Origin of the sequence: Aeromonas sp. R4-1, assembly GCF_040908325.1 — a bacterium.
Taxonomy (GTDB): Bacteria; Pseudomonadota; Gammaproteobacteria; order Enterobacterales; family Aeromonadaceae; genus Aeromonas; species Aeromonas veronii.
In genome coordinates, this window is sequence record NZ_JBFODM010000081.1 from 22,685 (window position 1) to 44,349 (window position 21,665).

Sequence of the window (21,665 nt, forward strand, 5' to 3'; positions counted from 1 at the left end):
GTGCTGACGTGCTGGCTAAAAACTATCAACCAGCAAAAAACGAACGACACGGCAGTTTTTTCTTAAGTCACCGACACCTATGATACGCTTGCCCACCAGCACCGACTAGGGTTCGGGAACCAAACTGTTGCCTGTGTAACATAAAATGACGCCAACACTTCATATCCATCATCTAGACCATAGTGCTGAACTCCATCAGCTTTTTGCCCGCCTGCAACATCAGCCGTGGGCCATGTTGCTGGAATCGGCGGGACCACTCGGTGCCGATAACGGCTTTGATATCATCACTGCCGATCCGCTGGCGACCCTCGAAACCCGTGGCGAGGTGACCACTCTGCGTATCGGGGCGAATATCAGCGAACACAGCGAAGATCCCCTCGCCCTGCTGGCCCATACCCAGCAACAGCTGCTGGGGGAGCTGGATCTGTGCGCCACTCACCTGCCCTTTATTGGCGGCGCCCTCGGCCTGTTTGGCTATGATCTGGGCCGCCGCTTTGAGCGACTGCCGGTGCAGGCCGCCGCCGATATCGCGCTGCCAGACATGGCGGTGGGCATCTACGACTGGGCGCTGCTTCGCAATGTGGCGACCGGCGACTGGCAGCTGGTGCACTGGGGGGATAAAGCGGGCCTTGCCAACCGGCTGGCCTGGCTTGAACAGCAGCAGGCCAAACCGGCCCCCGCTTTTGCCTTGCTGGGGGCGTGGCAGAGCAATATGAGCCGCGCCGAGTATGGCGAGAAGTTTGCCCGCATTCAGGAATATCTCGCCGCAGGGGATTGCTACCAGATCAACCTGACCCAGCGTTTCAGCGCCCCCTATCAGGGGGATGAGTGGCAGGCCTACTGCCTGCTGGCCACCGCCAACAAGGCCCCCTTCTCAGCCTTTATCCGTCTGCCGGAGAGCGCGCTGCTGAGCCTCTCCCCCGAGCGCTTCCTGCTGCTCGATGGCCGTCATATCGAAACCAAACCCATCAAGGGCACTCGCCCTCGCCACCCCGATCCGGCCATCGATCGGCAAGTCGCGCAGGAGCTGGCGCAGGCGGACAAGGACAGATCAGAGAATCTGATGATCGTTGATCTGCTGCGCAACGATATCGGTCGGGTCAGCCGGCCTGGCTCGGTCAGCGTGCCTCATCTCTTTGCGGTGGAGTCGTTTCCGGCGGTACATCATCTGGTCTCCACCATCCATGGTGAGCTGGATGCACACTGGCAAGGGGTCGATCTGCTGCGGGCCTGTTTCCCGGGTGGCTCCATCACCGGCGCCCCCAAGATCCGGGCTATGGAGATCATCGAAGAGCTGGAGCCCCAGCGCCGCAATGCCTATTGCGGCAGCATCGGCTATCTCAGCCAGCATGGCCGGATGGATACCAGCATCTGCATTCGCACTTTGATCGCCGAAGCGGGTCGTCTGCACTGCTGGGCCGGTGGGGGTATCATCGCTGACTCCGACGCCGACAGCGAATATCAGGAGACCTATGACAAGGTCGCCCGCATCCTGCCGCCGCTGTCGGCGCTGTAATCCTCCCCACTGTCAGGCCAACGCACAGGAGAGCTCCCCGCCATGGATCGCCACGAACTGCTGACCCGCTTCCAGTTGCAGCGACCCGCCCCGGCCCATCGCCTCGCCATTGGCGGGCTCAGTCCGGCGGCGGTGCTGATCCCGGTGGTGATGCGCGATGAGGGGCTCAGCGTGTTATTGACCCGGCGCAGCCCCCGGCTGCGTCATCATGGGGGGCAGATCAGCTTCCCCGGCGGGCGACAGGATCCCGGTGACGAGAACCTGATTGCCACGGCGCTGCGGGAGACCGAAGAGGAGCTCGGCATTCCGGCACGGCTGATTGAAGTGATCGGCACCCTCAACCCGCTCAATACCGTGTCACGATTCGAGGTACTGCCGGTACTGGGGCTGCTCGATGGCAACTATCCCCTCATCCTGAGTCCGGATGAGGTGGATCACGCCTTCGAAGTGCCGCTGACCCATCTGCTGGATCGGCGCAACCACATCCCCCTGACCCTTTCCAGAGGGGGGAAAGCACACACCATCTACTGGATCCCCTGGCAACAGCACTTTATCTGGGGGGCCACCGCCAGCATGATCAACCAGCTAGCCCAGCATCTCGCAAAATAACAATTTACTTACATTTTGCTGGGCGAGATTTAATCATTAACACTAAAATAACGTGCCAATTGATAAACAATAATTGAATTTTTCTTGTTTTGATCACATTTCCATAAGAAAGTGCGGTTTTTCGTGCCGTAAAGATGAATTTGATCAACATTTTTGATTAGAAAAACCGTATCCTTGCGCCGACTTAATAAGAACCACACATTCGGGGTGAGATAGATGTCAAACACAGTCACTGGCACGCAGGGAGTTGCGGCGTCAACAGAGCAAGGGATCAGCTCTACTCAAACCACTCGTTGGGAAAAACGCGACTCTACCTGGGTCATCAGTCTGTTCGGGACCGCGGTTGGCGCGGGGATCCTGTTCCTGCCGATCAACGCGGGTATGGGCGGTTTCTGGCCGCTGGTCGTCATGGCGCTGCTGGTAGGCCCCATGACCTATCTGGCCCACCGTGGTCTGGCCCGCTTCGTGCTCTCCTCCAAAAAGCCAAACGCAGACATCACCGAAGTGGTGGAAGAGCACTTTGGCGTGGGTGCCGGTAAATTAATCACCCTGCTCTACTTCTTCGCCATCTACCCCATCGTGCTGATCTACGGCGTGGGCATCACCAACACCGTGGAAAGCTTTATGGTCAACCAGCTGCAGATGAGTGCTCCGCCGCGCTGGATCCTCTCCATCGTGCTGATCATGGGCATGATGTCGGTGATGCTGGCCGGTGAAAAGCTGATGCTGAAAGTGACCGAGCTGCTGGTTTATCCGCTGATCGCCATTCTGGCCGGTATCTCCCTCTACCTGATCCCGGACTGGACCGGCGCGGCGCTGGAGCAAGTGCCCTCTGCCAAGGATTTCGCCACTACCCTGTGGTTGACCATCCCGGTGCTGGTCTTCTCCTTCAACCACAGCCCAGCCATCTCCAGCTTCTCCCTAGCCCAGCGCCGCGACCACGGTGATCAGGCTGTCGAGAAAGCCGATGCCATCCTCAAGCGTACCGCCATGGTGCTGCTGGGCTTCGTGATGTTCTTCGTCTTCTCTTGCGTGATGAGCCTGACTCCGGCCCAGCTGGCGGAAGCCAAGGCTCAGAACATCGCCGTGCTCTCCTATCTGGCCAACCAGCATGCCAGCCCCATCATCTCCTACTTCGGTCCGCTGGTTGCGTTCGTAGCCATCGTCTCCTCCTTCTTCGGCCACTATCTGGGTGCCCGTGAAGGTCTGAAAGGGATGATCGTGCAGAACATGCGCAAGTCCGGCAAAGAGCCGAACGCCAAGAAAGTCGAGATGTTCATCATCGCCTTCTTCATCCTGACCCTGTGGGGCACTGCCATTGCAAACCCCTCCATCCTGGGCATGATTGAATCCTTAGGCGGCCCGATCATCGCCACCATCCTGTTCATCATGCCGATGTACGCCATCAAGCGCGTACCGGCCATGGCGAAATATCAGGGCCATATCAGCAACGTATTTGTCGCTGTGATGGGGATGATCGCCATCTCCGCCATCCTCTATCAGCTGGTCGGTTAATCCCCCACCTGCCACTGATAGCAAAAAGCCAGCCGAACTCTCGGCTGGCTTTTTTATCTCTGCAATCTGTGCCTCCGCGATTCCCCTGCTCTCTCCTTATTACTCTCCTCACCTTGTTGGATATCTGCATGCTCACCAGCGCCATGGCAGGCCCGCAGCTCAATATCGCCAACACGTTTACTCCCCCTCACCAAACCATGATGGCGTGTCTGATAGGACGGGTTCATCTGCCGCAGCCAGCCACCTCCATTCTTCTGTGATGCTGTGATGCTGTGATGCTGTGATTGTCTTGAAGGTCTGGGGTAAGCCATAGCAATTGGCTCTTGGCAGAGCAGGCAGAAATGTATAGCACACCACAGAGGGAGTAAGCACAACTCAAAGGGATAAAGATAAGGCAGCGCCCTGGACAAGGGCGACAGAATGTCCGGCACATCAGCCAATGAGATTGATTAAAGAGGAAAAGAGAGCAAAGCCGACAATAAAAAGCGCCCTCCGAAGAGGGCGCAAGTGTGTTGCGAAACTGACCGTTGCGAGATCAGGCTTCGCGGCTCGATACCGGAGCCACATCCAGCAAGGTTTCATCTTCGGCCATGCACGCTGCGGCGGTGAACAGCACGTCGGTGGAGCTGTTAAGGGCTGTCTCGGCAGAATCCTGCAGCACACCGATGATAAAGCCGACGGCCACCACCTGCATGGCGATGTCGTTGCTGATACCAAACAGGCTACAGGCCAGCGGGATCAGCAGCAAGGAGCCACCGGCGACACCGGACGCGCCACAGGCGCTGACGGTGGCAACCACGGAGAGCAGCACAGCCGTTGCCATGTCCACTTCCATCCCCAGGGTATGTACCGCCGCCATGGCGAGGACAGTGATGGTGATGGCCGCACCCGCCATGTTGATGGTGGCACCCAGCGGAATGGAGACCGCATAGGTATCCTCCGGCAGACGCAATTTTTCACACAGCGCCATGTTGACCGGGATATTGGCCGCAGAGCTGCGGGTAAAGAAGGCAGTTACACCACTCTCTTTCAGGCAAGTCAGCACCAGCGGATAGGGGTTGCGCTTGATCTTCCAGAAGACGATCAACGGGTTGACCACAAAGGCGATAAACAGCATGCAGCCGATCAGCACCACCAGCAGTTGAGCATAGCCAAACAGGGCATCGAAGCCGGTCTCAGCTAGAGTGGAGGCAACCAGACCCAGGATCCCGAGCGGAGCACAGCGGATCACCGCTTTCACGATGGCGGAGACACCGTGAGACAGGTCAGTGATGAGCGCCTTGGTGCTCTCGTTGGCATGGCGCATGGCGATACCCAGACCGATGGCCCACGCCAGGATCCCGATATAGTTGGCATCCATCAGCGCCTTGACCGGGTTGGTCACCACGTTGAACAGCAGGGTCTGCAGCACCTCGGTGATCCCGCCTGGCGGGGTGATCTCGGCAGTATTGGCCACCAGATGGAGGTTGGAGGGGAACAGGAAGCTGGCAATCACCGCGACCACGGCCGCAGAGAAGGTACCAAACAGATAGAGCAGCAGGATCGGTCGCATATTGGTCTTCTGACCCTGCTTGTGACCAATGATGGCCGCCATCACCAGTACGAATACCAGCAGCGGGGCTACCGCTTTCAGTGCGCCAACGAACAGACTGCCGAGCAGACCTGCCGTTTTCGCCCACTCGGGGGCAAACAGTGCCAGCAAGATACCGAATACCAGACCAACCAGGATCTGGCTGACCAGACTGGTGCTATTGACCAGCCGAAGGAGGGGGTGTTGTTGTGTCATCAAAAAAAGTCCCTAAGCACCGTAGTGCATGAATCATGAGTCCTGTCTGCAACCACCCATCGGGAGACCCCTGTCGCCCGAATGTGGTGTCTGTGGCCAGCCTTCTGTCGGGCCGATCCGCCAGTCACCGGATTGCATGACGGAATATCCCATTCGCCATCTTTTTTTTCCAGAGACTCACCAAAAAATATCCCGTTTCCATCACAAAAAACCGCAACAAAACCTTAACCACAGCGCAACCACCCATTTTTGTACGTTTTATCGACACTCTCTGCCCTTACCCTCACGACCATTCCTGTGTCACCCGTGACCGGCATCGCTGTGCTATCATCCCCCATTTGCCGCGGAGCCTTACCATGATCCCATCCCTGCTCAACCAATATTTTGGTTTCTCCGCACTCAGGCCAGGTCAGGAAGCGGTGATCAGCCGGGTGCTGGCTGGTCAGAGTGCCGCCGCCATCTTTCCCACCGGCTCCGGCAAGTCCCTCTGTTATCAACTGCCGGCCCTCGCCCTGCCTCACCTGACCCTGGTTATCTCGCCGCTACTGGCGCTGATGCACGATCAGCTCGCCTTCCTTAAAAGCAAGGGAATAAGCGCCGCTACCCTCGACTCAAGCCAGAGCCCGGAGGAGAGCCGACGAGTGATGCAGCAGGCGCTGGATGGCCAGCTCAAGATCCTGATGATCTCGGTGGAGCGACTCAAGAACGAGCGCTTTCGCCGCTTTATCCAGCAAGTGCCGCTCTCGCTGCTGGTCGTCGATGAGGCGCACTGTATCTCGGAGTGGGGCCACAACTTTCGCCCCGACTACCTCAAGCTGCCGAGCTATCGCCATGATCTGAAGATCCCGCAGGTATTGCTGCTCACCGCCACCGCCACACCGGCGGTGATTCAGGATATGCAGACCAAATTCGGCATCGCGCCGGAGGGGGTCGTGGTCACCGGTTTCTACCGCCCCAATCTTGATCTGGCGGTCATTCCCCTGTCGCCCGACGCGCGGGATAGCTGGCTCGCGCAGGAGTTGGCCAACGATCCGGCGGCCCCCACCATCGTCTACGTCACTTTGCAACACACCGCAGAAGCCTGTGCCGAGCAACTCATTAGAGAAGGGATCAACGCCCGCGCCTATCATGCCGGACTCGACTCGGTGCTGCGCAGTCAGATCCAGCACGACTTCATGGCGGGCAAGGTGGATTGCATCGTCGCCACCATCGCCTTTGGGATGGGGATCGACAAAGCGGATATCCGGCGGGTCATTCACTACGATCTGCCCAAATCCATCGAAAACTACAGCCAGGAGATTGGCCGCGCCGGACGGGATGGCCAACCATCGCGCTGTATCGTGCTGGCCAACCAGAGCCAGCTGCCGGTGCTGGAGAACTTCGTCTACGGCGATACGCCGGATTTGAGTGCCATCCTCCAGCTCCTTGCCATCATCAAGCAGAGCGGGAGCGAGTGGGAATTCACCCTGCTGCGTCTCTCCAACGACACCAATATCCGCCAGTTGCCCCTTAAAACCCTGCTGGTCTATCTGGAGATGGCAGGCATCATCACTCCGGCCTATAGCTATTACGCCGACTACCGCTTCAAATTTGTGCTGGATAAAGGCGAGATAGTGAGCCGCTTCAATCCGGATCGCCGCCAGTTTCTGGAGCAGCTGTTCGCCTGTGCCCCGCAAGCGCGCAGCTGGTGCACCATGGACTTTGACGCCCTCTGGCAGGGCTATCAGGGGGAGCGGCAGCGGGCCGTTGCGGCGCTCGACTATCTGCAGCAACAGGGCTGGATCGAACTCGAAAGCAAGCAGATGACCGAGGTCTACCGGATCACCCGTCAGGGGTGGGACTGCGAGCAGGAGGCTAACGCGCTCCATGCGCTCTTCTTGCAAAAAGAACAGAGTGAGCTGGCCAGACTGCAAGCCATGCTCGACTTTTTCACCTCAAGTGAGTGCCTGAGCCACCGCCTCGCCCGCTATTTTGCCGATGAGGTGGCGCCGGTTCATTGTGGCCACTGTTCGGTTTGTCGTGGCAAGGTGGCACATCTCCCTCCCCTGCCCCAACTGGCCATGCCAAACGAGGCGGGGATCCGCGCCTGTTGCGATCCGCTGATTGCCAAGACCGGTTCCGTGGATGCTCGTGTTCTGGCCCGTTTTTTGTGTGGTATCGCCACACCGCTGACCAGCCGGGTCAAGGCCAAATCGCTGGCAGGCGCAGGCCAGTTGGCCGCCCACCCGTTTGCCCGCGTCCTGGCGGCAGTGCAACAAGCCTACCGTTGCTAGGTGAGTGCCCGCTGCGTCAATAGCCACCAGCAGAAACAAGCGTTTACAGACGCAGAAAAAGAAGACCCTCGCGGTTGCGAGGGTCAAGCCAACGGAAACGTGCTTAAACAGAGCTTGGTGAAGCAACCGTCAACTCTCTTGCTAAAGCATCTTGCTGCTCACACATCGCCAATCTAGGGTACTCATAATGTAGCGTCAATGTAAAAATTAGAGCCAAAACCCCAAACAAAGTGATTTACGTTGACGTTCACGTAATGACATTCTCATCCATAACCCCGCCAACCCGCAGCCCCATTGCCTTTCGTCAAACCCCTTAATCTTTTCGCAATAAGTTCCCTGTTTCCCACAAACATTTATTTTTTATGTCTTTGACATTTACCTCACTATCGTGGCAAAAATAATTTAACAGTCAGTAACATAGCGGTGTTGTTGACTGACCCTCCCCGCACAAGGATCGGGCAGGTTTCTTCAGAATTTAACCTATCAACCGTGATGGATTACTGGAGTCTGTTGACTAGGCTTTAAAAGCGCACAACACAAAAGCAGTCATCCACTTTTTTCAGGGTAAGCGACTATAACGAGGGCAAAGTTATGGGCATATTCGAGCATTACCAACAGCGATATGAAAAAGCGAGAGAAGAGGAATATACCATCCAGGAGTTCCTGGATATGTGTAAGCAGGACAAAGCCTGCTACGCCTCCGCAGCCGAACGTCTGCTGACCGCCATTGGTGAGCCGGAGATGGTAGACACCTCAGCCAACCCCAGACTGAGCCGACTCTTCTCCAACCGCGTCGTGGCACGCTATCCCGCCTTCAAGGATTTCTACGGGATGGAAGAGGCCATCGAACAGATCGTCTCCTACCTCAAACACTCCGCCCAGGGGCTGGAGGAGAAGAAACAGATCCTCTATCTGCTGGGCCCCGTTGGCGGCGGTAAATCCTCGCTGGCAGAGAAACTCAAATCCCTGATGCAGAAGGTGCCCATCTATCGCATCAAGGGCTCACCGGTCAATGATCACCCCTTCTGCCTGTTCGATATCGAAGAGGATGGGGAGATCCTAGAGAAAGAGTACGGCATCCCGCGCCGTTACCTGCGTCCCATCATGTCCCCCTGGGTGGCCAAACGCCTGCACGAGTTTGGTGGCGACATCACCAAGTTCAAGGTGGAGAAGGTCAACCCCTCCATCCTCGATCAAATCGCCATTGCCAAGACTGAACCCGGTGATGACAACAACCAGGACATCTCCTCACTGGTCGGCAAGGTCGACATCCGCATGCTGGAGCACTTCGCCCAGGATGACGCCGATGCCTACTCCTACTCAGGCGCGCTGTGTAAAGCGAACCAGGGGGTGATGGAGTTTGTCGAGATGTTCAAAGCACCCATTAAGGTGCTGCATCCGCTGCTGACAGCAACCCAGGAGGGTAACTACAACGGCACCGAGGGGCTCTCCGCCCTCCCCTTTGACGGCATTCTGCTGGCCCACTCCAACGAATCCGAGTGGCAGCAGTTCCGCAACAACAAGAACAACGAGGCCTTCCTCGACCGGGTTTACATCGTCAAGGTGCCTTACTGCCTGCGCGTCTCGGAAGAGGTGAAGATCTACGAGAAGCTGCTGATCAACAGCGAATTGACCGAGGCCAAATGCGCTCCGGGCACCCTTGAACTCTTGGGCCAGTTCTCGGTGTTGTCACGGCTGAAAGAGCCGGAAAACTCCAGCATCTACTCCAAGATGCGGGTCTATGATGGCGAGAGCCTCAAAGACACCGATCCCAAGGCGAAGAGCTATCAGGAGTATCGCGACTACGCCGGTGTGGACGAAGGGATGAATGGTCTCTCTACCCGCTTTGCGTTCAAGATCCTCTCCCGCGTCTTCAACTTCGACCACGCGGAAGTGGCCGCCAACCCGGTGCACCTCTTCTATGTGCTGGAGCAGCAGATCGAGCGCGAGCAGTTCCCGCAAGAGCTGCACGATCGCTACCTTGAGTTCATCAAGGGTTATCTGACCCCGCGTTATGTGGAGTTCATCGGCAAGGAGATCCAGACCGCCTATCTCGAGTCCTACTCCGAGTACGGTCAGAACATCTTCGATCGCTACGTCACCTACGCCGACTTCTGGATCCAGGATCAGGAGTACCGTGACCCCGAAACCGGCCAGCTGTTTGACAGAGCGTCTCTCAACAGCGAGCTGGAGAAAATTGAAAAACCCGCCGGGATCAGCAACCCGAAAGATTTCCGTAACGAAATCGTCAACTTCGTGCTGCGTGCCCGGGCCAACAATGCAGGCCGTAACCCCAACTGGACCAGTTACGAGAAGCTGCGCACCGTGATCGAGAAGAAGATGTTCTCCAACACGGAAGAGCTGCTGCCGGTTATCTCCTTCAACAGCAAAACCTCGGCCGAGGAGCAGAAGAAGCACGATAACTTTGTCGAACGGATGATGGAGAAAGGCTACACCCGCAAACAGGTGCGACTGCTCTCCGAATGGTATCTCAGGGTACGCAAGTCATCCTGACCCTGACTGTTCAAGGGGGAGTTATGGCGCATTTTATCGACCGCAGGCTCAACGGCAAAAACAAAAGCGCTGTCAATCGGCAGCGCTTTATCCGCCGCTACAAGAAGCAGATAAAACAAGCGGTCTCGGATGCTGTCTCCAAGCGCAGCATTCAGGACGTAGACAAGGGCGAGAGCATCAGCATCCCGACCAAGGATATCGGCGAGCCCCATTTTCATCAGGGGCAAGGCGGTAAACGGGAGATGGTGCATCCCGGCAATGATCAGTTCGTCTCCGGCGACAAGATTGACCGCCCCAAAGGAGGGGGCGGTGGACAGGGTTCAGGCGAGGGGCAGGCATCCAATCAGGGTGAAGGGGCCGATGATTTCGTGTTCCAGATCTCCAAGGATGAGTATCTCGATCTGCTGTTTGAAGATCTGGAGTTACCCAGGCTGCAGAAAACCCAGCTCAATCAGCTGATGGAGGTCAAAACCTATCGGGCGGGCTACACCTCAAACGGGGTGCCCGCCAACATCAACGTGGTGCGTTCCCTGCAAAATTCGCTGGCGCGGCGCATGGCGCTGCAAGCAGGCAAGAAACGCCAACTGCATGAACTGGAAGAGCGGCTGGCTCTGCTGGCCAACGATCCCAACGAGCACTTTGCCGAAATCGCCCTGCTCGAGAAGGAGATCAGGGAGCTGAAACGACGGATCGATGCGGTGCCGTTTATCGACACCTTCGATCTCAAGTTCAACAACTTCGTCAAACGGCCCGTCCCCTCCAGCCAGGCGGTGATGTTCTGCCTGATGGACGTCTCGGGCTCCATGGATCAGGCCACCAAGGAGATGGCCAAGCGTTTCTATATCCTGCTCTATCTGTTCCTGAGCCGGACTTACAAGAACGTAGAAGTGGTCTATATCCGCCACCATACCCAGGCCAAGGAGGTGGACGAGCACGAGTTCTTCTACTCCCAGGAGACTGGCGGCACCATCGTCTCCAGCGCCCTCAAGATGATGAACGACATCATCAACGAACGTTACCCCGCCAACCAGTGGAACATCTATGCGGCGCAAGCGTCGGATGGTGACAACTGGGCTGATGACTCACCGCAGTGCAGGGAGATCCTGGCGCGGGACATCATGCCAAGGGTGCGGTACTACTCCTACATCGAGATCACCACCCGTGCCCACCAGACCCTGTGGCACGAATATGAGTCGGTAGCCAGCCAGTTCCCCCACTTTGCGATGGAGCACATTCGCAAGGTCGAGGATATCTATCCGGTGTTCCGCGAGCTGTTCAAGAAACAAGCGGCGTGAGGAGGTCACATGATCGAAACAGAAAAACGTGTAGCGCCACTGGATGACGGACCAGACTGGAACTTCGATCTGCTGGAGACCTATCACCAGGAGATCGCCCGGGTCGCCCGCTTCTACAAGCTGGACACTTACCCCAACCAGATCGAGGTGATCACCGCCGAGCAGATGATGGATGCCTACTCCAGCGTCGGCATGCCCATCGGCTATCAACACTGGTCGTTCGGCAAGCGCTTTATCCATACCGAGCGCAACTACAAGCGCGGCCAGATGGGGCTGGCCTACGAGATCGTCATCAACTCGGATCCCTGCATCGCCTACTTGATGGAGGAGAACACCATGCCGATGCAGGCACTGGTGATGGCCCACGCCTGCTACGGTCACAACTCCTTCTTCAAGAACAACTACCTGTTCAAGGCCTGGACCGATGCCTCCTCCATCATTGACTACCTGCTGTTCGCCAAGAACTACATCACCCAGTGTGAAGAGAAGCACGGTATCGAGGCGGTGGAGCAGTTGCTCGACTCCTGCCATGCCCTGATGAACTTCGGGGTGGATCGCTACAAGCGGCCCCAGAAGATCTCGATGGCAGAGGAGAAGCGGCGCCAGAAGGCGCGGGAAGATTATCTGCAGACTCAGGTCAATGAGCTGTGGCGTACCCTGCCCAAGCAGCATAAAGCGGCTGGCGTGGAGGACAGGCGCTACCCCGCCGAGCCCCAGGAGAACATTCTCTACTTCATCGAGAAGAATGCCCCCTTGCTGGAGCCCTGGCAGCGGGAAGTGGTGCGCATCGTGCGCAAGATCAGCCAGTATTTCTATCCGCAAAAGCAGACCCAGGTGATGAACGAGGGGTGGGCCACCTTCTGGCACTACACCATCCTCAATCACCTCTATGACGAGGGCAAGCTGAGCGATCGCTTCATGATGGAGGTGCTGCACAGCCACACCAACGTGGTTTATCAACCGGCTTACAACAGCCGCTACTACTCGGGGATCAACCCTTATGCGCTGGGGTTTGCCATGTTTACCGACCTGCGCCGCATCTGCGAGAACCCGACCGAGGAGGATAGATACTGGTTCCCCGACTATGCCGGCAGCAACTGGGTCGAAACCCTCCACTTTGCCATGCAGAACTTCAAGGATGAGAGCTTTATCAGCCAGTTCTTAAGCCCGAAAGTGATGCGGGATATGAAGTTGTTCGCCATTGATGACGACGATCTGAAGAACTATCTGAAGGTCTCCGCTATCCACAATGACGAGGGGTACCGTCAGGTGCGCAATACCCTGTCGGCCCAATACAACCTCAGCAATCTGGAACCCAATATTCAGGTCTACAACGTTGCCGTGAAGGGGGATCGCTCCCTCACCCTGCGCTATGTGCCCCACAACCGCATACCCCTTGGCGACTCACGCCATGAGGTGCTCAAACACCTGCACCAACTGTGGGGATTTGACGTGGTGCTGGAACAGGATAACGGCGATCTGCCTGCAGATATCATCGGCCGCTGCCCGGAGCGCAAACCTGGGATCTGACCCGTGATCAGATATATCTACGGCCCACTTCGGTGGGCCATTTTTTCGGCCTTCGCCTCTGCCTGCATCATCGCAGCACCACCTGAATAACCCGAACAAACCACAATATAGAAAGAGGCCCGCATGGTGTGCGGGCCTCGTGGTCTTGCGGTCAATCTGCAGCGGTTATCAGTAGAAGGTCTGCTGCTCTGCGGCCATTGCCTTGAGGCGGGCACAGGGGGCAAACCGGTCGCCATGGCGCTTCTGGTAATACTCCAGACGGCCAACCAGATGATCAATTCCTAAGGTGTCCATGTAGCGGAACGGGCCGCCAAGGAATGGCGGGAAGCCGATGCCGAAGATGGCCCCGATATCGCCATCACGGGCCGACGCCACCACACCGCTATCCAACGCCATGGCCGCTTCGTTGAGCATCAGCAACACGCAGCGCTCGGCGATCTCCTGACGGGCCAGCTTGGCAGAAGGCTTGATGCCGAGCACGCCATAGACGCTCTCGTCCACCGTCTTCTTGCCCTCTTTGCCGGTCAGCTTGTTGCGCGGTGCCGCCTTGCCATAGAGGTAGAAGCCCTTGCCATTCTTGCGTCCCTTGCGATCATTTTGCAGCAGCTTGTCGAACGCCTTGGGCGCCTGGAACTGCTCTCCGCCCAGCTCTTTCTCGAGAATGGGGGAGATCTTGGCGCCCACATCGATCCCCACTTCGTCGAGCAAGGTGATGGGGCCAACCGGGAAGCCAAAGTCCAGCAGCGCGCTGTCCAGCACCTCCACCGGCTCCCCTTCCAGCACCAATCGCGCCGCCTCATTCATGTAGGGCGCCAGGATGCGGTTGACGTAGAAACCGGCTTCGTCCTTCACCACGATGGGCGTTTTGCCCTGGGCACGGGCAAAAGCCAGAGTGGTGGCAACCGTCTCGGCACTGGTGCCAGCGTGAGGGATGATCTCCGCCAGCGGCATCTTGTCCACTGGGCTGAAGTAGTGCAGCCCCACGACTCGCTCCGGATGCGCCGCCTCTGCTGCAATCTGGTTGATAGGCAAGGAGGAGGTGTTGGACGCAAACACTGTGTGTTCACCGCACTCGCGCTCTACATCTTTCACCATCTGGTGTTTGAGCGCGAGATCTTCAAACACCGCCTCCACCACCATGTCGACCCGGTGGAAACCGGAGTAGTCGAGGGTGCCGGTCAGCAAGCTCATTTGCTTCTCAAGCTCACTGCGCAAGATATGACGGCGCTTGAGCTTCTTGGCCAGGATGTCGTAGCTGTAGCGCATGGCATTGCCGATCCCGCTGCTTGCCACATCCTTGATCCGCACCGGCACGCCCGCCTTGGTAGCGGTGACGAACGCGATGCCCCCCCCCATCAGACCACCGCCCAGCACTGCGGCATGGGCCACCTTGCGCGGCTCGGCCCCCTGATAGGTGACCTCTTTCTTCATCTCGGTGGTAGCAAAAAAGATGGAACGCAGGGCGGCAGACTCAGCAGTCATCACCAGCTCGCCAAAGTGGCGGGATTCAGCGGCCAGACCGGCCTTCATCCCCTCCTCTACGCCGATGCGCACAACATCCAGGATCCGGTCTGGCGCCGGGTAGTTGCCACGGGTCTTGGCTTTCACCCCCTTGCTGGCTTGATCGAACAGTACCTTGCGACCCAGCTTGTTGGTCTCCAGCACCTTGCCTTGCAGATCCCGTTTCAACTGATGTCGCGGTTTGCCCTTCTTGGCCAGCTTGATGGCAGCATCCAGCAAGATTGACGGCGACACCACATCGTCCACCAGCCCCAATTTTTTGGCTTGTTTGGCGCGAACCTGCTTGCCGGTCAGCATCAGATCCAGCGCCTTGGCCACTCCGATAAGGCGCGGCAGACGCTGGGTACCGCCAGAGCCCGGCAGCAGGCCAAGCTGAACTTCCGGCAATCCCAGCACAGATTTGCCGTGTTCGGTCACCACCCGGCCATGGCAGGCCAGCGCCAGCTCCAGCCCGCCACCGAGGCAGGGGCCATGAATGGCGGCGATCACCGGAATGGTCAGCCCCTCGATCTCGGCGAAAATCTCCTGCCCTTCCCGAGACAGGGTCTCGGCATCCTTGGCACTGGTACAGGCGGCCAGCATGGTGATGTCAGCGCCAGCGATGAAGGAGTCCTTTTTGCCGGAGGTGATCACCAGCCCGATCAAATCCTTGTTGCGTTTTACCTCGTCCAGTACGGAGCGGATCTCCTCGACAAAGGCGGCCTTGAGGGTATTCATGCTCTCGCCCGGCACATCCATGGTGAGGATGCCGATGCCATCTTTACGAACATCCAGGGAAAAAGTCTTAGCGCTCATCATTCAACCTCCAACACCATAGCCACGCCCAATCCACCCGCCGCGCAGGCGGTGTTGAGCCCCAATCCCCCGCCGCGACGACGCAGCTCGTGCAGGGTCTGGGTGATCATCCGCGCACCGGTCGCGGCAAAGGGGTGGCCATAGGCCAGCGAACCGCCGAGGACATTGAACTTCTCCATGTCCACCTCGCCGATAGCCTGTTCGCGGCCCAGCTTTTCACGGGCAAACTCGTGGCTGGCAAACATCTTGAGGTTGGCCAGAGTCTGGGCGGCAAAGGCTTCGTGCATGTCGATCAGGGTCAGATCGCTGAGCGTGATACCGGCTCTGTCCAGCGCCAGCGGCGTGGCGTAGGAGGGCCCCATCAGCATGTCCTGCCAGACATCGATGGCCGAGAAAGCGAAGCTGCGGATATAGCCAAGCGGTTCGAGGCCCAGCTCTTTCGCCCGACCTTCCCGCATCAACAGCACGGCAGCAGCGCCATCGGTCAGCGGCGTGGCGTTGGCAGCAGTGACTGTGCCATGGACTCGGTCAAACACCGGCTTGAGCTTGGCGTAGCTCGCCAGATCCGAGCTTTCACGGATATTGTTGTCCCGCTCGAGCGGTGATTTGTAGGGCGGTACATGGGCGGTAAACACCTCGCCGCTCAGCTTGCCATCGGCCCAAGCCTGCGCGGCCAGGGTGTGGGAGCGGTGAGCCAGCGCATCTTGCGCCTCGCGGCTGATCTGGTGGCTCTTGGCCATCTGCTCGGCGGTCTGCCCCATGGAGAGGCCAGTAGAGTATTCCGCCACCGCAGGCGGCACCGGCAGCAGATCCTTGACCCGCAACTGGCGCAGAATATTGAAGCGTTGCTGCAGATTGCGCGCCTTGTTGAGATCCACCAGAGCGCGGGCCAGCTTCTTGCTCACCCCAATGGGGAGCACAGAGGAGGAGTCGGCACCGCCGGCGATGGCGATATCCACAGTCCCCGCCATGACGGATTCGGTGACGTTGGCCACCGCCTGGAAACTGGTGGCGCAAGCGCGGGAGACGCTATAGGCATCGGTATTGACGCTCATGCCGGTACCGAGCACGATCTCGCGGGCAATGTTGGGGGCTTCCGGCATCTGAACCACCTGGCCAAACACCAGCTGGTCGATAAGCTTGGGGTCGAGATCGGTGCGGGCGAGCATCTCGCTCACCACCAGTTTGCCGAGATCCACCGCAGGCACGCCATGAAAGGCGGTGGCCTGCTTGGCAAAAGGGGTACGCAGCCCCGCCACGACGGCAATCCGTTCGCCCTGGCGAGTCGTCAGTTTCAATGGCTGTTTCATCCTGGCTCCTTGGTTTAAAAGGCAGAGGTCTGACCTCATTGCGCCACATCTTAACAATCCAATCACAAGTTTCATACAGCTGATTGAAACTAAATTAAGCGCGGCAAGGCCCCTTTGCTCGCCCTTGGGAAGCAACTGGAGTATAAAAAGATCAACTTCCATAAAAACAACGGGTTTATCGCATGGCAGCGGCCGAGTTCAGAGCACTTAGGGACTATCTTGGCAGTCAGATCCTGGGGCAAGAGGAGCTAATAGAAGGGCTCCTGATTGCCCTGTTATGTGAAGGACATGTGTTAATCGAAGGGGCCCCCGGCCTTGCCAAAACCCGTGCCGTCAAAGCGCTCGCTGGCGCCGTCGAGGGGCGCTTTGCCCGTATCCAGTTTACCCCCGACCTGCTTCCTGCCGATCTCACCGGCAGCGAGGTGTTTCACCCGCAGGATGCCAGTTTTGTTTTCCAGCCAGGCCCCCTCTTCAACCATCTGGTGCTGGCAGACGAGATCAACCGGGCGCCGGCCAAGGTGCAATCAGCGCTGCTGGAAGCCATGGCCGAACATCAGATCACCGTGGGCAAAAAGAGCTGGCGGCTGCCACATCTCTTTATGGTGGCCGCCACCCAGAACCCCATCGAACAGGAGGGAACCTATCCCCTGCCGGAGGCCCAGCTCGACCGCTTTCTGCTCAAGCTGATGGTGGATTACCCGAGCCCCACGATGGAGCTCGCCATCTTGCAGCTCAACGCCAGCGGCGAACAACTTGGCGCGGCGCCGGTGACCCTGAGCCAGACCAGCTTGCAAGGTGCTCGCAGCGAAGTGCTGGCGGTGACCATGCAAAGCAGACTGGAGCACTATCTGGTGGAGCTGGTCTGCGCCACTCGCCCGGGCAGCGGTCTTTGCCCTGCCCTTGAGCCATTGATTGTCGTGGGGGCAAGCCCCCGCGCCACACTTGGGCTGGCTCGCTCCGCCCGCGCCCGAGCCTGGCTTGCCGGACGAGATTATGTGCTGCCGGAAGATATCCAGCTGCAAGCCTATCCGGTGCTGCGCCACCGCCTTATTCCCAGCTATCAGGCACTGGCCGACAATCTGGATAACGATATCCTGATCGCCCAACTGCTGGATCAGGTGCCATGTCCCTAGCGCCGGAGCTCCATCCCGATATCGCCCTGTTGCTGCCACGGCTGCTCAATATCAGGCTATGGGCCAAGGCCAGGAAGCCACCTCACGCAGGCAGAAGCAGCAGCGAACGCGGCAAACCGGGCCGATCTCCCGGGATCACGTTTCGGGAGCTGCGCGCCTATCAGGCTGGTGACGAGGTACGCCATATCGACTGGCGAGTGACCGCACGCCTCGGCCGTCCCTATACCCGCCTCTATAGCGAGGAGCTCGATCAAGCGCACTGGCTGCTGCTCGATCTCTCTCCTGCCATGTATTTCGGCTCCACGCTGCAGCTCAAGGCGCGTCTGGGGTGCGAGCTGGCAGCAGCCTTGATCTGGCAAGGGGAGCCGCGGCACAACACCCTGATCTGCCACGGGCTTATCCCCCATCACCAGAGCCAGCGCGGCAGCGTGCTGCCCCTGCTCGAATCCCTCTGCCATCACTATCAGCAAGGGCTGGCCCGCCGGGCGCTTTCTCACTCACTGGCCGATACCTTGTCCGGCGTGAAGCTGCCTCACGGAGCCAAGCTGACGATCATCACCGATCACAGACCCTGTGAGTCGGCGCTCTGTCAGCAGTTGCAACTGCTCTCGCGGTACCACGATATTCACTATTGGCAGATCCGCGATCCCCTCGAGGCTGCCCTTCCCCCTGATGGCCAGCTGCCGGTGGCCATTGATCGGCCAGGGCAACACTATCAGGGCTGGCTGGATGGGGGCCATGCCGGTTTCTCCCGCCGCTACCAGCAAGCTGCCGAACAGCAACTGACCCACGGCAAGCAGCAGTTGCTACCGCTGGTGCAGCGCCTCTATCTGCTCGATAACGGCCAGACGCTGCAACAACAGTGGCAGGAGGGATTATGTCATCAGGGATGAGCTCGCCCGCCGAACTCGACAGCGCCAGTCCCGCCTCCGAGGCCATCACTCCGCCGCTGGCCGCCCTGATGCGAGACATCCACCCGGGGCCGGATCTGATTGAACAGAGTCTTGACCCCAGAGTGCAGGCGCTATTGTGGCTGTTGATCACAGCGTTATTGCTGCTGCTGATCGTCCTGATTGCCAAGAGGGTGATACGTTACCGCCGCTGGTGTCGTCAGCTGGTAGGAGATCCGGCGCTGCTGGTGGCACGCATACAGGAGGCCCTGCGTCATGAAGCACTGCAACGCTGGCCCGAGGCGCGCCAGCTGCAGGGAGAGGCGTGGCTCGCCTTCGTCGACCGTCACGGCGGCAGCGATTTCAGCCTGTTCGCCCCTCACTGGAGCAGTTGGCTCTATGGCAGCCAGAACCCGACTCGCGAGCAGTGCGAACAACTTCGGCAACATTATCGCCGCTGGGGTCAAACCCTCTTCTTGCAACGCTCTCCCCGCTCGAAGCGTAAAGCCGCGCGGAGGCGTCCATGATCCTGGCCTGGCCCTGGTTTGCGCTGGCGCTGGTGCTGCCCTTGCTGGTGCGCTTCGGCTTGCCGCCCCTGCGTCGCGGTTATCTGGCTCACCCCGGGTTTGCGCTGTTGCGCCCCCACACCGGATTGCCGCTCTGGCGCGCCATGCTGCTCTGGTGCGCCCTTATCCTCGCCCTCTGCCGCCCCCAGTGGTGGGGGGAACCGGTTATCCAATATGAAGGGAGTCGGGATCTGCTGCTGGCGGTGGATCTGTCAGACAGCATGCGCACCCCGGATATGCTCGACAGCGGCGAGCAGCAAGCACGGCTAACGGCGGTGCGCCAGCAGATCAAGACGCTGATCGCCAAACGTGCCGGAGACAGGGTGGGCCTCATTGTATTTGCCGATCACGCCTACCTGCTCTCTCCCCTCACTCAGGAGATCCCGGCGCTGTTGACCTTGAGCGACGAGCTCGATTTTGATCTGGTCGGCCGAACCACCGCCCTTGGCGAGGCGATCCAGCTGGCACGTCAGCATGGGGATCCTGGTCGCCCCACCGCCCTGCTGCTGGTCACCGATGGTCGCAATACCGCAGGCAGTGCCGACCCGCTGCAGGAGGCCAATCTCGCCGCCGCGCAGGGAATACGGATCTATACGCTGGGGGTCGGAGCCGATCCCGATACCTTTATCCAACCCTACGATGAGGCGGGCAACAGTCAGGCCGATCCCAGCAGCGAACTGGACGAGCCGCTTCTTCAAGCGCTGGCCCGGACAGGCCAGGGACGTTACTTTCGGGCACGCACCCAAAGCGATCTCGAGGCCATCAACGCGACCCTCAATGCCCTTGAACCGGCCCCTATGCCCGTTGCCCACTACCAACCGGTGATCGAGCTCTACCCCTGGCCGTTGGCACTGCTTTGTGGCCTGCTGCTTCTACCATCAGGGCGCGGCAGGCTGGAGTTTCGCATGGTGCGTAACTGGCTGGCACGAGGCACGCGTAGATGGAGTTGATCTTGCTCCGCCCCCTGTGGCTGATCGCACTCATCCCCTGGCTCTGGCAAGGATGGCGCCGTCGTCGCCAGCCCCCGCTGATCGCACCTGCTATGCAGGTTTATCTGCTGCCAGCCTCTCGTCCTCAACGTCCCTGGCTCTGGCTGGCAACCCTGCCCGCCATTTTGGCCCTGAGCGGACCGGCACTGCGCGGTGAGCTGCAACAGCAGCCTGCAGCACCGCTAGATATCTGGCTACTGGACTTGTCACGCTCGATGACCGCCACCGATCTCAAACCGGATCGGGCAACCCGGGTCAGATGGCAATTACAGCAGCTGCTGAGCCACGCCAAGGGCGAACGCATTGCGCTGATCCTCTACGCAGGTGACGCCTACCTCGCCATGCCGCCAACTCGGGATCATCAGGCCCTTTCGCTGCTGCTGCCAGACTTGCGCCCCGATATCATGCCGCTGCAGGGCAGCAACCCGGCACGGGCGGTGGAACTTGCCATGAAGCAGCTGGCCCCTGGAGAACAAGCGCGTCTACTGCTGATCACCGATGACCTCACCCAGAATCAGATGACCCAAATCGCCGCCCTGTGGCCCTGCCAGCAACGCCTTCTTTGCCGCGACACCCAGTCGGCACGCCTCGATATTCTGCTTGCTAGCAGTGGTCAACCGGCCCCGATGCCCGCCACTCCGGCCAATGAGTTGGGGTTTGCCACCCGCATGCCCGCGCAGTTGCCCGCCCCCGATAGTCAGGCCATTGCCGCTCTGGCCAATCGTCTCGGTGGTGAGCTGCAGTGGCTTGGCAGCGACGCACCCCGCTTTGCACCGCTGCCCACCACGACCTCGGCCCTCACCCCGGCGCCACTGGATCTTGGCCCCTGGTTGCTGATCCCCTTGTTACCGCTCGCCTTGCTGGCCAGAGTCGGCGCCCGGTTGATGATCGCACTGATGGTGGGAGCGCAGTTGCTTGCGACACAAGATCTGCAAGCAGCAGAGCGGGCGGATCTGCAAGCGATGCAGGCTTATCAAGAGGGGGATTTTCAGCGGGCAGCCCGCACCTTCAACGATCCAGTCTGGCGCGGCAACGCCTGGTATCGGGCCGGAGCCTACCGGCAAGCGATCGCAGCCTATCAGGAAGCAGCGAGTGCCACTGCCCACTACAACCGCGGCAATGCCCTGCTGCAACTGGGGGAGTTTGCCGCCGCCAAAGAGGCCTATCTGGCCGCTCTGGCGCTCGAACCCGGCCATGAAGATGCGCTCTATAACCTCTCTCTGTTACAGGGCGCAGCGGCGGCTGCTCCCGATACCAGCAACAGCAAGCAACCCGAACCATCGGCTGAACAGCAGGCAGCAGCAATGCCCTTGCCACCCTCCCCCCCGGTGTTGCTGCTGGAGCAGCGGCTGCGCAAAGAGGCGCTGCGCCGGGATCTGATCAAGGTGGAGGAGCCCTGGTGACGCGGGCAGGATGGGGGCTG

At 59.2% G+C, this 21,665-nt stretch carries 15 protein-coding genes; 12 read left to right on the forward strand and 3 right to left on the reverse strand.

The window, feature by feature from the left end:
* Positions 1-145: 145 nt before the first annotated feature.
* The 3 genes from pabB to AB5Y90_RS15095 all read left to right on the forward strand — a co-directional run bounded on the left by pabB (position 146) and on the right by AB5Y90_RS15095 (position 3,640).
* Positions 146-1,516 carry an aminodeoxychorismate synthase component I gene (gene pabB / locus AB5Y90_RS15085; protein ID WP_199415847.1) on the forward strand — a complete coding sequence of 457 codons (1,371 nt, stop codon included), beginning with the start codon at positions 146-148 and terminating at the stop codon, positions 1,514-1,516.
* Positions 1,517-1,558: 42 nt separating this feature from the next.
* Positions 1,559-2,125, forward strand: coding sequence for a CoA pyrophosphatase (locus AB5Y90_RS15090; RefSeq protein WP_005351753.1), 567 nt, complete (start codon positions 1,559-1,561; stop codon positions 2,123-2,125).
* 216 nt (positions 2,126-2,341) lie between these two features.
* Positions 2,342-3,640, forward strand: coding sequence for a serine/threonine transporter (locus tag AB5Y90_RS15095; protein WP_005345325.1), 1,299 nt, complete (start codon positions 2,342-2,344; stop codon positions 3,638-3,640).
* Positions 3,641-4,175: 535 nt separating this feature from the next.
* Here the strand turns inward: AB5Y90_RS15095 and sstT are convergent.
* The gene (sstT, locus tag AB5Y90_RS15100) at positions 4,176-5,426 is read right to left on the reverse strand and encodes a serine/threonine transporter SstT (protein WP_368167122.1); all 1,251 of its coding nucleotides are present in this window, start codon (positions 5,424-5,426) and stop codon (positions 4,176-4,178) included.
* Between the two features lie 356 nt (positions 5,427-5,782).
* Between sstT and AB5Y90_RS15105 the strand changes: the two genes are divergently transcribed.
* The 4 genes from AB5Y90_RS15105 to AB5Y90_RS15120 all read left to right on the forward strand — a co-directional run bounded on the left by AB5Y90_RS15105 (position 5,783) and on the right by AB5Y90_RS15120 (position 13,038).
* Positions 5,783-7,699 carry an ATP-dependent DNA helicase RecQ gene (locus AB5Y90_RS15105; protein ID WP_307896743.1) on the forward strand — a complete coding sequence of 639 codons (1,917 nt, stop codon included), beginning with the start codon at positions 5,783-5,785 and terminating at the stop codon, positions 7,697-7,699.
* Positions 7,700-8,290: 591 nt separating this feature from the next.
* Positions 8,291-10,213 carry a PrkA family serine protein kinase gene (locus AB5Y90_RS15110; protein WP_005333223.1) on the forward strand — a complete coding sequence of 641 codons (1,923 nt, stop codon included), beginning with the start codon at positions 8,291-8,293 and terminating at the stop codon, positions 10,211-10,213.
* 23 nt (positions 10,214-10,236) lie between these two features.
* Positions 10,237-11,508 carry a YeaH/YhbH family protein gene (locus tag AB5Y90_RS15115; RefSeq protein WP_307896742.1) on the forward strand — a complete coding sequence of 424 codons (1,272 nt, stop codon included), beginning with the start codon at positions 10,237-10,239 and terminating at the stop codon, positions 11,506-11,508.
* A 9-nt stretch (positions 11,509-11,517) separates the two neighbouring features.
* Positions 11,518-13,038, forward strand: coding sequence for a SpoVR family protein (locus AB5Y90_RS15120; RefSeq protein WP_005333227.1), 1,521 nt, complete (start codon positions 11,518-11,520; stop codon positions 13,036-13,038).
* A gap of 168 nt (positions 13,039-13,206) precedes the next feature.
* On the opposite strand, the gene fadJ is transcribed toward AB5Y90_RS15120, so the two are convergent.
* Positions 13,207-15,354 (reverse strand): fatty acid oxidation complex subunit alpha FadJ, encoded by a 2,148-nt coding sequence (gene fadJ, locus AB5Y90_RS15125; RefSeq protein ID WP_257687773.1) that lies wholly within the window; start codon positions 15,352-15,354, stop codon positions 13,207-13,209.
* The gene (fadI, locus tag AB5Y90_RS15130) at positions 15,354-16,664 is read right to left on the reverse strand and encodes an acetyl-CoA C-acyltransferase FadI (RefSeq protein ID WP_368167124.1); all 1,311 of its coding nucleotides are present in this window, start codon (positions 16,662-16,664) and stop codon (positions 15,354-15,356) included. Before fadI ends, fadJ begins: the two co-directional genes overlap by 1 nt.
* Before the next feature lie 182 nt (positions 16,665-16,846).
* Between fadI and AB5Y90_RS15135 the strand changes: the two genes are divergently transcribed.
* The 5 genes from AB5Y90_RS15135 to AB5Y90_RS15155 are packed head-to-tail and all read left to right on the forward strand — an operon-like array spanning position 16,847 to position 21,645.
* The gene (locus AB5Y90_RS15135; protein WP_257687770.1) at positions 16,847-17,797 is read left to right on the forward strand and encodes a MoxR family ATPase; all 951 of its coding nucleotides are present in this window, start codon (positions 16,847-16,849) and stop codon (positions 17,795-17,797) included.
* Positions 17,788-18,690 carry a DUF58 domain-containing protein gene (locus tag AB5Y90_RS15140; protein ID WP_257687769.1) on the forward strand — a complete coding sequence of 301 codons (903 nt, stop codon included), beginning with the start codon at positions 17,788-17,790 and terminating at the stop codon, positions 18,688-18,690. The genes AB5Y90_RS15135 and AB5Y90_RS15140 overlap by 10 nt, the downstream gene beginning before the upstream one ends.
* Positions 18,675-19,214, forward strand: a complete 540-nt coding sequence (locus AB5Y90_RS15145; protein WP_368167126.1) for a DUF4381 family protein — start codon at positions 18,675-18,677, stop codon at positions 19,212-19,214. Before AB5Y90_RS15140 ends, AB5Y90_RS15145 begins: the two co-directional genes overlap by 16 nt.
* A complete protein-coding gene (locus AB5Y90_RS15150; protein ID WP_307896740.1) occupies positions 19,211-20,203 on the forward strand; it encodes a VWA domain-containing protein in 993 nt (330 codons plus the stop codon). The genes AB5Y90_RS15145 and AB5Y90_RS15150 overlap by 4 nt, the downstream gene beginning before the upstream one ends.
* A complete protein-coding gene (locus tag AB5Y90_RS15155) occupies positions 20,194-21,645 on the forward strand; it encodes a VWA domain-containing protein (RefSeq protein ID WP_368167128.1) in 1,452 nt (483 codons plus the stop codon). Before AB5Y90_RS15150 ends, AB5Y90_RS15155 begins: the two co-directional genes overlap by 10 nt.
* The last annotated feature ends 20 nt before the right edge of the window (positions 21,646-21,665 follow it).